This is a genomic window from Planktotalea sp., from assembly GCF_965659345.1.
Lineage (GTDB): Bacteria > Pseudomonadota > Alphaproteobacteria > Rhodobacterales > Rhodobacteraceae > Planktotalea.
In genome coordinates this window covers 29,973-43,917 of the sequence record NZ_CBFHVK010000004.1, presented here as the reverse complement: position 1 = coordinate 43,917, position 13,945 = coordinate 29,973, and the positions used below count along the sequence as shown (strand labels likewise).

At 53.7% G+C, this 13,945-nt stretch carries 13 protein-coding genes; 7 read left to right on the top strand and 6 right to left on the bottom strand.

The features are described 5' to 3' along the window. Nucleotides 1–9 precede the first annotated feature (9 nt). From ACTG3Z_RS03855 to ilvD, 6 genes are all read right to left on the bottom strand, one after another. Nucleotides 10–915, bottom strand: coding sequence for a LysR family transcriptional regulator (locus ACTG3Z_RS03855; RefSeq protein ID WP_439141349.1), 906 nt, complete (start codon nucleotides 913–915; stop codon nucleotides 10–12). Between the two features lie 192 nt (nucleotides 916–1,107). Next, nucleotides 1,108–3,135: an FAD-dependent oxidoreductase gene (locus tag ACTG3Z_RS03850; RefSeq protein ID WP_439141348.1), complete on the bottom strand. Its 2,028-nt coding sequence runs from the start codon at nucleotides 3,133–3,135 to the stop codon at nucleotides 1,108–1,110. A gap of 103 nt (nucleotides 3,136–3,238) precedes the next feature. Beyond that, complete coding sequence (locus ACTG3Z_RS03845) at nucleotides 3,239–3,616, bottom strand: hypothetical protein (protein ID WP_375265393.1); 378 nt, start codon at nucleotides 3,614–3,616, stop codon at nucleotides 3,239–3,241. A gap of 43 nt (nucleotides 3,617–3,659) precedes the next feature. Then, on the bottom strand, nucleotides 3,660–4,433 hold the full coding sequence (locus ACTG3Z_RS03840; RefSeq protein WP_439141346.1) for a DUF6478 family protein: 774 nt from the start codon (nucleotides 4,431–4,433) through the stop codon (nucleotides 3,660–3,662). A 51-nt stretch (nucleotides 4,434–4,484) separates the two neighbouring features. After that, complete coding sequence (locus ACTG3Z_RS03835; protein WP_439141344.1) at nucleotides 4,485–5,285, bottom strand: hypothetical protein; 801 nt, start codon at nucleotides 5,283–5,285, stop codon at nucleotides 4,485–4,487. Then, nucleotides 5,266–7,023: a dihydroxy-acid dehydratase gene (ilvD, locus tag ACTG3Z_RS03830; RefSeq protein ID WP_439141343.1), complete on the bottom strand. Its 1,758-nt coding sequence runs from the start codon at nucleotides 7,021–7,023 to the stop codon at nucleotides 5,266–5,268. Before ilvD ends, ACTG3Z_RS03835 begins: the two co-directional genes overlap by 20 nt. 442 nt (nucleotides 7,024–7,465) lie before the next feature. On the opposite strand from ilvD, the gene ACTG3Z_RS03825 reads away from it, so the two are divergent. The 7 genes from ACTG3Z_RS03825 to ACTG3Z_RS03795 all read left to right on the top strand — a co-directional run bounded on the left by ACTG3Z_RS03825 (nucleotide 7,466) and on the right by ACTG3Z_RS03795 (nucleotide 13,524). Continuing rightward, nucleotides 7,466–7,585, top strand: coding sequence for a helix-turn-helix transcriptional regulator (locus ACTG3Z_RS03825; protein WP_439141341.1), 120 nt, complete (start codon nucleotides 7,466–7,468; stop codon nucleotides 7,583–7,585). A gap of 49 nt (nucleotides 7,586–7,634) precedes the next feature. Further along, nucleotides 7,635–8,591, top strand: a complete 957-nt coding sequence (locus ACTG3Z_RS03820; protein ID WP_439141339.1) for a fatty acid desaturase family protein — start codon at nucleotides 7,635–7,637, stop codon at nucleotides 8,589–8,591. A 25-nt stretch (nucleotides 8,592–8,616) separates the two neighbouring features. After that, complete coding sequence (locus ACTG3Z_RS03815) at nucleotides 8,617–9,528, top strand: lysostaphin resistance A-like protein (RefSeq protein WP_439141337.1); 912 nt, start codon at nucleotides 8,617–8,619, stop codon at nucleotides 9,526–9,528. A 62-nt stretch (nucleotides 9,529–9,590) separates the two neighbouring features. Then, the gene (gene accD / locus ACTG3Z_RS03810; RefSeq protein WP_439141335.1) at nucleotides 9,591–10,571 is read left to right on the top strand and encodes an acetyl-CoA carboxylase, carboxyltransferase subunit beta; all 981 of its coding nucleotides are present in this window, start codon (nucleotides 9,591–9,593) and stop codon (nucleotides 10,569–10,571) included. Further along, on the top strand, nucleotides 10,568–11,842 hold the full coding sequence (locus ACTG3Z_RS03805; protein WP_439141333.1) for a bifunctional folylpolyglutamate synthase/dihydrofolate synthase: 1,275 nt from the start codon (nucleotides 10,568–10,570) through the stop codon (nucleotides 11,840–11,842). The genes accD and ACTG3Z_RS03805 overlap by 4 nt, the downstream gene beginning before the upstream one ends. 121 nt (nucleotides 11,843–11,963) lie before the next feature. Continuing rightward, nucleotides 11,964–12,605: a rhodanese-like domain-containing protein gene (locus ACTG3Z_RS03800; protein WP_439141332.1), complete on the top strand. Its 642-nt coding sequence runs from the start codon at nucleotides 11,964–11,966 to the stop codon at nucleotides 12,603–12,605. Between the two features lie 10 nt (nucleotides 12,606–12,615). Further along, nucleotides 12,616–13,524 (top strand): LysM peptidoglycan-binding domain-containing protein, encoded by a 909-nt coding sequence (locus ACTG3Z_RS03795; protein ID WP_439141331.1) that lies wholly within the window; start codon nucleotides 12,616–12,618, stop codon nucleotides 13,522–13,524. Nucleotides 13,525–13,945 lie beyond the last annotated feature (421 nt).

The following is a 13,945-nucleotide window of genomic DNA, read 5'->3' as shown; positions in this document are numbered from 1 at the left end:
TGAGCGAAATTACCACTCAGAGGGTCCTTTTGCTGCAAACGAATGTACAAGGAAATCGATGAAGGCGCGTACTTTTGGTTGTGTGAAACGACCGGGCGGATATACGGCGTAGATGCCCTGGGTTTCAGTAGGAAGCTCTGGGATTGCGTCGATAACCAAACCTTGCTCCATTGCTTCTGAGTATAGAAAGCTTGGCAGATAAGCGATGCCGAGGCCTGCGATTGCAGCGTTCAACAAAGACTGCCCATCATTCACGCTGAGCCAACCGGCGGTGCGAATTTGACGTTTTTCGCCGGACGGTGCTGTCACTTTCCAAACATTTCCGCTGGATTGGTTTGAGTAGTGGAGCAACTTGTGATCGTTCAGATCGTCGATCTTCTCGGGTCGTCCGTATTTCTCGAAATACGCGGGCGAGGCGATCATCCGCTTTGTGGTCTCAGTCAATTTGCGTGCGCGCAATGAACTGTCTTCCAACTCACCGATACGTACGGCCATGTCGAAGCCTTCGGAAATCAACTCAACATAGCGGTTATTCAAGACCATATTGACGGTGATATCGGGGAACTCAGAAAGGAAATCCCCTAAAACTGGACTTAGGTGATTGACCCCGAAATCTGTCGCAACAGAGATGCGCAGCAATCCAGACGGTGCAGACTGCATGGACGTCACCAAGGCATCGGCTTCACCAGCGTCATTCAGCACGCGGCGGGCGCGGTCGTAATAAGCAAGGCCGATTTCGGTTGGGCTCACACGTCGTGTGGTGCGATTTAAAAGACGAGCTCCAAGGCGCGCCTCTAGTGAGGAAACATGCTTGGAAACTGCGGATTTTGAAATCCCCATTTTCTTAGCAGCGTCCGTGAATCCACCTTGATCCACGACCGTGGCGAAGGCTTCCATTTCTGTGAGGCGATCCATTCGTGTCTACCTTTGCGTTCCTGTGTTCGAGGATCAGGTATCAACCACAATCAGGGCGCGATTGGGGCGCTCTCGGGACAATGCTGGGGTTTTGTCGCGGATCGTTTGCGGCGGGGAAACAACTCGTCTGTTTCCTCTTTCCAAAAATATCCCGGGGGGTCAGGGGGGCTGGCCCCCTGCCACGGTTTAGATTTAAAGCGCGGCTGCTAGTCGTGTTCCTTGGTTGATCGCGCGTTTTGCGTCCAACTCAGCGGCGACATCTGCGCCACCGATCACATGACAGGCGACACCTTTTGCTTCTAGCGCATCCGCAAGGGAACGTTCGGGTAATTGGCCAGCACAAAGCACTATCGTATCCGCTTCGATCAGCTGTGGGTTTTCGCGCGCTTCACCAAAGGAGACATAAAGCCCACCCTTTTCAACACGTTCGTAATTTACGCCACCAATCATTTTGCCGTTTTTCATTTTAAGCGCAGCGCGGTGGATCCAGCCTGTCGTCTTGCCTAATCCCTTGCCGTGTTTAGTGGCCTTGCGTTGCAGAAGCGTGACTTCGCGCGCCGGTGCATCCGGTTGAGGGCCTGCAGGTGCAAGACCGCCGCGTGTTTCGGAGGGATCACCTACGCCCCATTCTTCTTTCCAAGCGTCAAGGTCAACTGTGGGACTTGTGCCTTCGTGCACAAGGGTCTCTGCAACATCAAAGCCAATGCCGCCAGCGCCAATAATCGCGACGCGTTTGCCAACCTCAGCCTTACCGCGCAGCACGTCTATATACGAAAGCACATGCGGTGCATCCTGTCCGGGGATGCCCGGATCACGCGGCATCACACCTGTTGCGATAATCACCTCGTCAAAGTCAGCAAGCATATCTGCGCTCGCTTCAGTGTTCAGTTTGACTGTGACTCCGCTTGTCTCAAGCATGGTGCGATACCAATCCACCAGTCCCCAAAACTCTTCCTTGCCGGGCACTTGTTTTGCCATGTTGAGCTGGCCACCCACATCATCGGCGCGATCGAACAGTGTCACATTATGCCCGCGCTCTGCGGCGGTGATGGCTGTGCTCAAGCCTGCTGGCCCTGCGCCAACGACAGCGACCTTCTTAACTTTCGCAGCAGGATCAATCGTCAGTTCCGTTTCATGGCATGCACGCGGGTTCACTAAACATGATGTCATCTTGCCGCCAAAGGTGTGATCTAGGCAGGCTTGGTTACATGCAATGCACGGCGCGATGTGATCGGCTTTGCCGTCTATCGCTTTGCTGACAAATTCCGCATCGGCCAAGAAAGGCCGCGCCATAGAGACCATGTCTGCCGCGCCACTGCTGATCACATCTTCGGCCACCTCAGGCGTATTGATACGGTTGGAGGTGATGACAGGTATGCTCACTTCGCCCATTAGCTTTTTCGTGACCCAAGTAAACGCTGCGCGTGGCACGGACGTTGCAATGGTCGGGATGCGTGCTTCGTGCCAGCCAATACCGGTGTTAATGATTGTTGCACCTGCCGTTTCGACAGCTTTGGCGAGCGTGATGACTTCGTCAAAAGTGGAGCCGTTGGGCACAAGGTCGATCATTGAGAGGCGATAGATGATGATGAAATCGGTGCCGACAGCGTCGCGCACGCGGCGCACCACTTCTACAGGCAGGCGCATGCGGTTCTCGTAAGAGCCACCCCAACGATCCGTCCGTTTGTTGGTGTGGGTGACAAGGAACTGATTGAGGAAATACCCCTCAGAGCCCATGATCTCGACCCCATCGTAGCCCGCTTGTTGCGCGCGTGTTGCGGCGACAACGAAGTCGTTGATCTGTTTTTCAATCCCTTCTTCGTCCAACTCTTTAGGCGGAAAAGGGGAGATCGGCGATTTCACCGCGCTCGCAGAGACGCATTCAGGCCCATAGGCATAGCGCCCTGCGTGCAGAATCTGCATCGCGATCTTGCCATCTGCTTCGTGGACGCGATCGGTGACGATCTTGTGGTTGGCAATATCTTCGTCGCTGAACAGACCCGCCGCACCGGGAAACACGCCGCCTTCTTTGCTTGGGGACATACCACCTGTGACGATCAATGCTGCCTGACCGCGTGCGCGTTCTGCATAGAATTCTGCGACACGGTTCCAGTCTTTGCTCTCTTCAAGACCGGTGTGCATCGATCCCATCAGCACACGATTTTTCAAAGTGGTAAAGCCAAGGTCAAGCGGTGCAAGCATATGCGGATAGGTGGTCATAGATATCTCCCAAAGTTGGTATGAGAGTGCGCAAGGCATGGCGCGGAGTCACCCTAAACGCCGCGTCAATTTGCTTTACGTAATTTATATGGGCGTCAGGGGTCTAAGTTGTCTCAACACAATGGCGGCGAAAGGCGCGTTTGACGAGGTCCAATTCAGCCCTGAGCAGCGCAACTTCCGCACGGATGTCATCACTCACAGCATCGCCAGAAATAATCGTAAAACTATCAAGCGTTTCGCCTGTGTCTTTATCAAAGATCAAAAAAGTCTGCGCACCGTCACCGATTAATTCGATGGGGATCGGAATGCGCACCGCCCATTGATTTGGCTCTTTGGTCTCTTTGAGCTGCAACTCGCCCAGTGGTTTGTCCAAGTGCGTCACACCCAAGTCCGGCTGCGTCCCGTTTTCATCAATCGCTGTCAGCACACCTTCCCAAACACCCTCAAACAGGCGCGTTTTGCTTAGTTCAAATGCACTCATTTTGCTGCTCTTTCAGTTGTTTGGGTTTGCGGTGCCATGGCTTTTACATCTCAGCGCGAGGGCGTCTGCTAAAGGTGAGATCCCGCAGAGTCACTTGGTTCATCTGTGGGCCTTCAAAGATTAAATCCAGCCACATGTTGTCGATGCGCTTTTCGTTTAGCTTGGTGTAAGCCAAATCGAATTCCACCATTGGGACTTTTTCGTTCAAGGGCAGTTCGCGAACGACCTGTTCTGTATTTGGCCCGTGCTTGATGTTTAAGCGCGCAAATATTTCAAGCGGCTTTTCCATTTCAATAATGGGTTCCAACCGGATTAAATGTTTGCGGCGCAAACCCACAACGCTCGCTTCAGGGAAATCAATCACTAAGGACAGGAAAGAGCCATCAAATTTGAAAACATCCATGCGCAGACCGTAGGGTGCCAAGTCTGCTTCGCGGGTATTGCGCAATTGGCGCAACGACAGCTCGGATAATTCGCAATCATGGTGCATCGAAATTTCGCTGCCGAGCATCGCTTTGCTTGGAACTGTGGCCATGCCTTGCACTGGAAGCGGGCCGCTCCATGCTTCGGGGCGCCAAGCCCAGTCTGAATCGTGTGAGGTTTGAATGGCCTGACTGCCAATCAGGGGCAGCGCCAAGCGGTTGTCTGCCACATGCACAAAGCGGTTAAGATGGACCAAAAGACGCCGCGCAGAGGCTCGCTGCTTGCGCAAGGCAGAGATGTGCGCGCTTTTTGCACCGTCAGCAATACGTGCCCAGCGTCGTACCGAACGCTTGAACAACAATTTGCTCAGCATAGACTGTTTGTTCGCTGCCATGGTATTCAGTTACCTGCCTGATCAACTGCTCTTGGACGTACCTTAACCAAATTAAGAGCGGTTTAACAAACGGGCAATGAAGCCTTGGCCACCTTTTTTTGTTGGTTCAACTTTTTCGGTTGTGGAATTTTCAGACACATCTTTAGCTTGATTTTTTGCATCAGTTTCGCTTGAAGCATCGGAAGCGGCTGGTCCCAGTCCCAACAAAGACCCCTGTGTCGCAGAAATACCGCGCGCGAGGGAGGCCAAAAGCTCTGCACCTTCATCAGAGGCTATTTCAGATCCCTTCGGCGCAAAAAGCCCTAACAGCACAAGCCGCGTATTAAGTGCGGTTGCGCCGCGCCAATGGACCGGATCAGCAGCAGAGAAGACTTCATCGCCGCCAGTTGCGATCTGGATAAGCGCGAGATCGCCTTTTTGTTTGGACTGAAGGGTACGACGCGGACGTGTTGCGTTTATCAAGTCTTGCCCACTTGGTGCAGTTGCGGTGCTTCCACGACGCGCAGAGATCTGCACGCTCATGACAGCGGTATCCTCACCTGCGCCTTTGCCATCCAAGGAGGAGCATTTTGCAAGCATTGCAGAGCTGCCGCGTAGACCGGAGCTGACTGAAGCTGGATCAATGCAAAACCCTTCGGGCGCTTTGAGCTTAACGGCCCCGCGCGCCAAGGTGACCTGCGTAGATTTCGCATAGGCTCTATCAGCTTGAGAGTTTTCAGGCCCAGCAGCGCCATTGGGCGCAAAGGAAAAACCTTCGCCACCCACACATGCACTTAACGATGCGCAACATACCAAAGCCAAGCCCAAACGACGGGCTTGGCCTTTGGTGAGATCACAGATCCCAATACTCATGCTTTTCTGCCTTACCGCCCGGATGCGTGACCGCGCCTTTGTAGATTTCACCAACTTGGTCCGCATATTTCCAGAGTGCGCCGGATGCATAGATTGTCTGACGTGGGCCTTTCCACTCGGCACGGCGTTTCGCCATCTCTTCGTCAGAAACATCAACGTCCAGACTGCCTTCAACAGCGTCGAGCGTGATGATGTCACCTTGCTTGAGCAATGCAATTGGCCCGCCATGCGCCGCTTCTGGACCGACGTGACCAACGCAGAAGCCGCGTGTCGCGCCTGAGAAGCGACCATCGGTGATCAAAGCAACTTTGAGACCCATGCCTTGCCCAGAAAGTGCGGCAGTTGTCGCCAACATCTCGCGCATACCCGGACCACCAGCTGGACCCTCGTTGCGGATCACGAAGACGTCGCCTTCGCTATAGGTACGGTTCTGAACAGCTTCGAAAGCGTCTTGTTCGCATTCAAAGATACGCGCAGGACCGACAAAACGCTGATGCTGTGCTGCCATGCCCGCGACTTTCACAATTGCACCTTCAGGGGCAAGGTTGCCCTTAAGGCCTACAACGCCACCTGTTTTGGTGATGGGTGTCTCAACAGGATACACCACGCGGCCATCGGCCTTGAGCGTGTGCTTTTCGAGTTCTTCGCCGATGGAATAGCCGGTCGCGGTCATGCAATCTTCATGCAGCAAGCCAGCGCGACGCAACTCATTGAGAACAACAGGAACCCCGCCCGCCTCATAGAGGTCTTTTGCAACGTACTGCCCACCTGGCTTGAGGTCTACAAAGTAAGGTGTGTCGCGGAAGATGTCGCAGACGTCTTCAAGGTAGAAATCAATACCCGCTTCATGCGCCATGGCTGGCAGGTGCAGACCTGCGTTCGTGGAGCCGCCTGTACATGCAACGATGCGCGCTGCGTTCTCAAACGCTTCGCGTGTGCAGATGTCGCGCGCACGGATGTTCTTTTCGATCAGGTTCATCACCGCCATACCAGAGGCTTTGGAATACTCATCACGGCTCTCGAATGGCGCGGGGGCACCGGAGGAATTCAACAGACCAAGACCAATCGCCTCAGACACACAGGCCATTGTGTTGGCTGTGAACTGACCACCGCAGGCACCCGCGGATGGGCAGGCAACGCGCTCGAGAATCTCAAGCTCTGCCTCTGACATGGTGCCGTTTTGCTGATGACCGACTGCTTCGAACATGTCCTGCACGGTCAAATCGCGATCAACGTAGGCTTCTGGAACCTTTGCACCCTCAGGGGCGCGACCCGGAAGGATGGAACCGCCATATACAAACACGGACGGGACATTCAAACGGATCATCGCCATCATCATGCCAGGAAGGGATTTGTCGCATCCTGCAAGGCCAATAAGCGCATCATAGCAATGCCCGCGCATGGTAAGTTCGACCGTGTCTGCAATCGCTTCGCGCGACGCAAGGGAAGAGCGCATTCCTTCATGGCCCATTGCAATGCCGTCTGTGACGGTGATTGTCGTAAATTCGCGCGGCGTACCTTCAGCAGCTTTGACGCCCATCTTTGCTGCTTGCGCCTGACGGTTCAAAGAGATGTTGCATGGCGCTGCTTCGTTCCAGCATGTTGCGACACCAACGAGGGGTTGGTGAATTTCCGTCTCCGTCATACCCATAGCGTAGTAGTAAGACCGATGTGGCGCGCGGGCAGGGCCCTCGGTCACATGGCGGCTGGGCAATTTGCTTTTGTCGAACTTGGTCATGAAGGGCTCCCGAAATGCTTTGGAACGGGGATAAATCAGCAAAGGCAGCGCCGCAAGGTGCGACGTGACTCAAGCGGGTCGCTTTGGCATTGCCAACTTAGTCTGAAAACGTCCAACGTATACCGGCCGCTTCTTCTGAAACTCCTAGAGCTTTGTCATAAGCGTGGGAATTCAGCGTTGCCTTCCCAACGGGCCCGACACTTTCCATGTGTCCTGTGGGCCCGTGGAGCGCCCTTAGAACCTGCGCGGCGGCAACACGCAGACGCGCCAGCTCAGAGAGTTCCATCCGGATAAATCGTATGTGTGCGTCTGCGCGAAGTTTATTATGCGATTCTAAAAAGCGAGGCAGGTTTAGTTGCGACGCAAGCCTTCGGCGTCGGAAATGCTGTTTCGCGATGGATTGCGGACATTTCTTCCAATTTGAACGCGCGGATTAGCGTGGATGACTTGGTCGCGGGCAGGTATGAGCCGGGGCGCGTTTCATCGAAAATTCAAGCGCGCCTATGGGCAATCTCCTCGCCAATGGAGTGACACTCAAAAACAACCCGAAGCGTTTGTGTGACACAGCGTTAGATTTGACAGCTTACAACTCAAACGATGAAGATCGTTTTATGACGACCGAAGAACGCTTTTTTACATCTGAAGAGATCCGCCCCCTTGCGCAGCGCTCTGACCTTTGGGGCGTTTGGCTGATTTTGCATTGCTGGGGTGTTATTATCGCGGCGCTTGTTTTGTTCAGCTTCACCCCGAACATCGTTACCTTCGCGCTGGCTTTTACTGTCATCGGTTCGCGTCAGCTGGGCCTCGCGATCTTGATGCATGAGGCGGCACATATGGCGATGTTCAAGACACGCGCACTGAACGAGTTTGTCGGGGAGTGGCTTTGCGGGCGCCCAATTCTTGCGGATCTTTATGAGTATCGCAGCTACCATCTCAAGCATCATCGCTATACGCAAACGGAGCAAGATCCCGATCTCAAGCTTTCTGCCCCTTTTCCAACGACCAAAGCGTCGATGCAGCGCAAGTTGATCCGAGACATTACAGGGCAAACGGGTTTCAGGCAGCGTAGCCAACAGATCATGTTCGCATTCAAAATGGCGGGTGAGGTGGAGAACGCACCAAGCTCGCAAGATCTTGCTCAGGCGTTTTCGGGTCCTGTGATCGGGCGTGCCGTGATCGCCAACGCCATTATCTTTGTTTTGATGTGGGCTTTTGGCGCTTGGTGGTGGTGGTTTGCTTTTTGGGCGTTGCCGCTGCTTACGTGGTTCCAGTTGGTTTTGCGCGTGCGCAACATCGCAGAGCATGGTGTTGTGGAGAAGGGCGACGACCCATTGCGTAATGTGCGCACGACCCATGCGGGACCGATCACGCGCCTTTTTCTTGCGCCCTACTATGTGAATTACCATCTAGAACATCATCTGGTTATGCACGTTCCTTGCCATCGTTTACCAAAAATGCATGAGCAGATGGTGGCGCGCGGTTATGGTGACAAGATGCAAATTGCGCGAAGCTACTGGCAGGTCTTGCGCCTTGCCGCGTCGAAAGCTGAAATGCCCACTAGTACCTAGCTGTGCGCGCGCCTAGATAGGGCGTATGTTGAAGACTCTCCTCTCTTTTGATTATTCCGCACACGCGCGTTTCGTTGCCCCTGCGCGCGAACGTTCGGAGCTTTGGCGTTTGATTGTGGGACTTGCGCTTGCGACTGCGGTGATCATGCTGTGCTCGCCACTTCTTTGGCAGTTTTTGTCGTATGTGATGAGCGAAGAGGGCCACCAGGCACTTTATGACGACTTCGAAACGCTCTTGTTGCCACAAAGCATGCTTGTTTTGCTTTATTCGTTTGGTCTGGTGTGGATTGCGGTCGCAGCGGTTGTGATCGTTCTTCATTTGCGCCGGCCTGAGACGTTGATTGGCTCTCCAACCATTGCGTTTTTGCAGGCAAAATTTGTTGTGGTGGCGTTGCTCTTAGTGACTGCTGCGCTGATGGTGCTGCCGCCCTACGGTTTTGAACCTGCTTTGGAGCCTGGGCTACCCTTTGCACAGTGGGCTGGGTTTCTATTGCCCGCACTCGTCGCTGTTTTCATCCAAACCAGCGCAGAAGAGGTGCTGTTTCGCGGCTATATCCAGCAACAGCTTGCTGCACGATTTAACAGTCCGTTTGTTTGGATGATGATCCCATCGTTGCTTTTTGGCCTCGCGCATTATGCACCCCAAAGCTACGGTAGTAATGCTTGGCTTGTCGTGATCTGGGCTACGGTTTTCGGTGTGCTTGCAGCGGATTTGACTGCGCGTTCAGGCACGCTTGGTCCTGCGATCGCGATGCATTTTGTCAACAATATTGCGGCGCTTTTGATCATTGCACCTCAGGGGGAAATGTCAGGGCTTGCGCTATTTCATTATCCGTTTGACGCAAGTGACGAAGCAGCTGTGCGCGCGCTTTTGCCCATAGACTTTGCGATGATGCTGGTCACTTGGCTCGCAGCGCGTCTTGCTTTGCGGCGCTGATTGCAATTGGGGCAAAGGGCCTTTATCTGCAAAAGAAAGAATAACGCAGGAAAGGGACTGCGATGAACTGGATCTCCAACTACGTCCGTCCACGGATCAACTCGATTTTCTCGCGCCGCGAAACGCCGGAGAACTTGTGGTCCAAGTGTGACGAATGCGGCACGATGCTGTTTCACCGCGAACTCAGCGGGAATCTGAATGTCTGTACGTCCTGCGGGCATCATATGGCCATCACGGCGCGCGACCGCTTTGAGGCGTTGTTCGACGGCGGAATCTTTACTGAGGTGGAGGTGCCAGAGCCTGTTGCAGATCCTTTGCAGTTCAAAGATCAAAAGAAATACCCTGATCGCATGAAAACTGCCCAAAAAGACACGGGCGAGAAAGAAGCCATGCTTGTGGCCGAGGGTGAGATTGGCCGCACGCCAATCATCGCCGCCTGTCAGGACTTTTCGTTCATGGCGGGTTCCATGGGCATGTACGTTGGCAACGCGATTATCGCGGCGGCTGAGCGTGCTGTTGCAACGGGCAAGCCTTTGGTCTTGTTCTCCGCTGCTGGCGGAGCACGCATGCAAGAGGGTATTCTTAGCTTGATGCAAATGCCGCGCACGACAGTTGCGGTGCAAATGCTGAAAGAGGCGGGTTTACCCTATATTGTGGTTCTGACGCATCCGACGACGGGTGGTGTTACCGCGTCCTATGCGATGCTTGGTGATGTGCAGATCGCAGAGCCGAATGCGTTGATTTGTTTCGCAGGGCCACGCGTGATCGCGCAAACGATCGGTGAAAAATTGCCTGAGGGCTTTCAGCGCGCCGAGTATTTGCTTGATCATGGCATGCTTGACCGTGTGACCAAGCGCACAGAGATGAAGGCGGAGTTGGTTCAGATCATCCGAATGCTCATGCATATGCCACCGCCTGTAATGGGGGATTTACCAAAGCCAGAACTTACTGCTTTGGTTGAGGCGGATGTCGAAACGGCTAACGCTGATAATGGTGAGGCTGTAGAATTCGCCCCCTCAAACCCTGAGGGCACCAAAGAGTGAGCGCAGCCTCTTCCGATGTCATCCTAGAGCGGATGATGAAGCTGCATCCTAAAGTTATTGATCTGGTTCTAGATCGTTGCGAACGTTTGCTTGCAGCTTTGGATCACCCAGAGCGCAAACTGCCCCCTGTGATCCATATTGCGGGGACCAATGGCAAAGGCAGCACGCAAGCAATGATGCGCGCTGGCCTTGAGGGGGCAGGTAAGTCTGTTCATGCCTACACCTCGCCGCACCTTGCGCGTTTTCACGAACGCATCCGAGTCGCGGGAGAGCTGATTTCTGAAGCGTATCTCACCGAGATTTTGGATGAGTGCTACAGCGCCAACGGCGGTGAAAGCATAACCTATTTCGAGATTACGACCTGCGCCGCCATGCTCGCCTTTGCGCGCAAGCATGCGGATTATACATTGCTTGAGGTTGGCCTTGGTGGGCGCGTTGATGCGACGAATGTGATCGATAGCCCCGCATTGACGATTATCACGCCTGTGTCGATCGATCATCAGCAGTTCCTTGGTGAGACGTTGCCAGAGATCGCGGGGGAAAAGGCTGGCATCATTAAACGTGGGGTGCCGTGCATCGTTGGCCCGCAAGAGGATACGGCGCTTGATGTGATCGAAGCGAAGGCCGCCCAACTTGGTGCGCCTGTTTTAGCTTACGGTCAGCATTGGCACGTCAGCACAGAGCGGGATCGTCTCATCTATCAAGATGAGACAGGGCTTTTGGATTTACCGATGCCCGCGCTTTTGGGGGCGCATCAGGTTCAAAACGCGGGTGCTGCGATTGCAGGCTTGCGTGTTCTTGGGTTCGGTGAAGATGCTTGCGCAGCTGCGATGACGGATGCGACGTGGCCCGCGCGTATGCAAAGGCTGAAAAGCGGTGCGCTGGCAGAGAGCGTGCCGGGCATTGAGCTGTGGCTTGATGGTGGACACAACGCGTCTGCTGCGTTGGCAATCGCTGATTTGCTGGACAAACTCCCCAAGCGCGAGACGCATTTGATTTGCGGTATGCTGAATACGAAAGACGTGAGCGGCTACATGAACCCGCTTGCACGGCATGTGCATTCTTTACACGCGGTCAGCATTCCAGGTGAGATAAACACATTGCCAAGCGAGGTCACCGCCAACGCGGCGCATGCTGCGGGCATGACGGCACATGAAGCTAACAGCGTTGAAGCAGCGCTTGACGCTATCGCCAAAGGATCACCACGCGCGCGTGTTTTGATATGTGGATCGCTGTACCTTGCAGGTCACGTATTGCGGGAAAACGGTTAACTCTATCTTAACGTTTTCAATGTGATGTAAGATTTCGATACAACCCTGGATCTATATTGACCGCGAGAGTCTGAGGACCTAGGTTAAAACCAACGAAAACGAAAAAACGTTTCGAGCAGGTATGATTATTTCTAAGTCAGTTTACGGCGCTTTTGCGTCCGCTATTTCTATATGCGTTTTCCTTTTAGCGTTTGTGCCGCAAGCGGTTAAGGCGGATATCGCTTTGGGCCTTTCGAGTGTTGAGTTCGAATTTGGTGGACAAGCGTTGAGTATTCGACGCGCCACGAGTGGTGAAGCCACCTTGCCAAGCCAGTACGCGCAAACGGATCGCACTTGCCCTGAACATTGCATCGAACCGGGTACTGCGGCAGCGGGTGTAACAACACTTACAGAACTTGAAGTGTTTGCGTTCATGCAACAGGCCGTTTCATCGGGAAGTGGCCTTTTGGTGGATGCGCGTTTGCCCGAGGAGTACGCAGCAGGCACCATACCGGGCGCGATATCTGTTCCTGCAGCGACGTTGGTTGGCAACAACCCTTACCGTGAAGATCTGCTGCTCGCGCTGGGTGCAAAAGGCGCAATCGGGCAGATGGATTTTTCTGGTGCGTTCGATCTAATGATTTTTGATGATGGACCTTGGTCGCCAACTGCGCGCCAAGCCGTTCAGTTGCTACTGGACGCCGGATACCCAGCGCAAAAGATCCTGTATTATCGGGGTGGTTTGCAGATGTGGCATGTTCTTGGTTTAACAGTTTCAAAGTGAGTGTCGTAATATGATACGTGGTATAGCTATTTTCGCCTTCTTCACTCTGTCTACGGTTCTTGTAATTGTATTGCAGCCTGGTCCGCGTGAAGATTTTTCGTCTTCGCCTAGCGATCTAGAGCTCTTTGAGACATCACGCAATCAGCTCCAAGTTCTTGATGAGCCTGTAGCTGATGCAATGCTCAAGATGCCTGACAATGTTGCGTCCGAGCTTAAAGCTGCAAGAGATACGCAAGCGCGAGAAACGGTTGAACCCGAGCCAAGCTTGCAAGCAACATTGGACACATCTGCGGCGGTTCGCGAAGCACTTACAGGATCTGATGCTGTTGCACCTGAAACGATGGTTGCACCTGCAAACACGGCGCCTGCGGCAACACCATTTGCGGCCATCCTAGCCGCAAGGGAAGCTCAATCGGCGACACCTGCGCCAGTTCGTGCCGCAACACCGGGTACTATGCCGCGCGATGCAACGCCTTATATCGCACCTGAGTTGCGCGATATGAGCTGGCAAACGCTCAACGCGCTCAACAGTCTTGGTCAGGTGTCCAAAGCGCCAGGCCAAGAGGGCAGCCTATTGAACTCGATTGTGCGCCGCTCCATGGGTCACGTTGATGGAACGCAGCCGTTGCAAGCAGCCCCGACCACCTTCACAGCGCCCCGCACGACTGCGGTGCCTGCTGCACAAGTTCCGGTACAGCGTACTGCGCGCTTGGCTGCTCCCGAGCGCGGCACGACTGGGCTGAGCGGTTCTGCGTCCAACACCTACACAGTGTCCTCCGGCGATACGCTGGCTCTGATTGCTATTAAGCTCTATGGATCCGCGCTCGCTACCGATCGGCTTTTGTCAGATAACCCATCTTTGCGACGAAATCCAAATGCGTTGCGTATTGGTCAGGTCCTAAAATACAGCATGCCTTAGGCTGAAATGCAAAAATTTCAATTTTTTTCAATTTTTTTTCGACAGCTGAAAAGGGCAGAAATGCTCTCGTGCGGAACTATCTACATTTAGTCTGCCAAGCACGCCGCTTCTAAATTGATGAGTCGCTTCAATGGCTTGCTGTACTTTGAATTCGTTCCGCTGATTTATCCTTATTCCTTCGTGCTATCGCCGTGCATGTGCTGCAACATCCTGTGGTTACATTTTGACGAATCACAGAATGTTGACTGTCACGAATCGATTCGCTTATAGCTTTATCCCAACCGGATCACGCAACGCCTGCCAGTGTTGTTTTTTCAAAAGATCCGATTGGGGGAGACGTAATTATGTAATCACACACACGCAAAATTATTTCGCGCAATGTGTGTTCTCATCTCAATAGCCTAAAAACCAAAGATCCTTC

Coding starts and splice junctions, on each gene's coding strand:
- ilvD (WP_439141343.1), bottom strand. CDS start 7,023: ATGACCAAGTTCGACAAAAGCAAATTGCCCAGCCGCCATGTGACCGAG.
- ACTG3Z_RS03795 (WP_439141331.1), top strand. CDS start 12,616: ATGATACGTGGTATAGCTATTTTCGCCTTCTTCACTCTGTCTACGGTT.
- ACTG3Z_RS03800 (WP_439141332.1), top strand. CDS start 11,964: ATGATTATTTCTAAGTCAGTTTACGGCGCTTTTGCGTCCGCTATTTCT.
- ACTG3Z_RS03855 (WP_439141349.1), bottom strand. CDS start 915: ATGGATCGCCTCACAGAAATGGAAGCCTTCGCCACGGTCGTGGATCAA.
- ACTG3Z_RS03845 (WP_375265393.1), bottom strand. CDS start 3,616: ATGAGTGCATTTGAACTAAGCAAAACGCGCCTGTTTGAGGGTGTTTGG.
- accD (WP_439141335.1), top strand. CDS start 9,591: ATGAACTGGATCTCCAACTACGTCCGTCCACGGATCAACTCGATTTTC.
- ACTG3Z_RS03850 (WP_439141348.1), bottom strand. CDS start 3,135: ATGACCACCTATCCGCATATGCTTGCACCGCTTGACCTTGGCTTTACC.
- ACTG3Z_RS03835 (WP_439141344.1), bottom strand. CDS start 5,285: ATGAGTATTGGGATCTGTGATCTCACCAAAGGCCAAGCCCGTCGTTTG.
- ACTG3Z_RS03820 (WP_439141339.1), top strand. CDS start 7,635: ATGACGACCGAAGAACGCTTTTTTACATCTGAAGAGATCCGCCCCCTT.
- ACTG3Z_RS03815 (WP_439141337.1), top strand. CDS start 8,617: ATGTTGAAGACTCTCCTCTCTTTTGATTATTCCGCACACGCGCGTTTC.
- ACTG3Z_RS03840 (WP_439141346.1), bottom strand. CDS start 4,433: ATGGCAGCGAACAAACAGTCTATGCTGAGCAAATTGTTGTTCAAGCGT.
- ACTG3Z_RS03825 (WP_439141341.1), top strand. CDS start 7,466: ATGACTTGGTCGCGGGCAGGTATGAGCCGGGGCGCGTTTCATCGAAAA.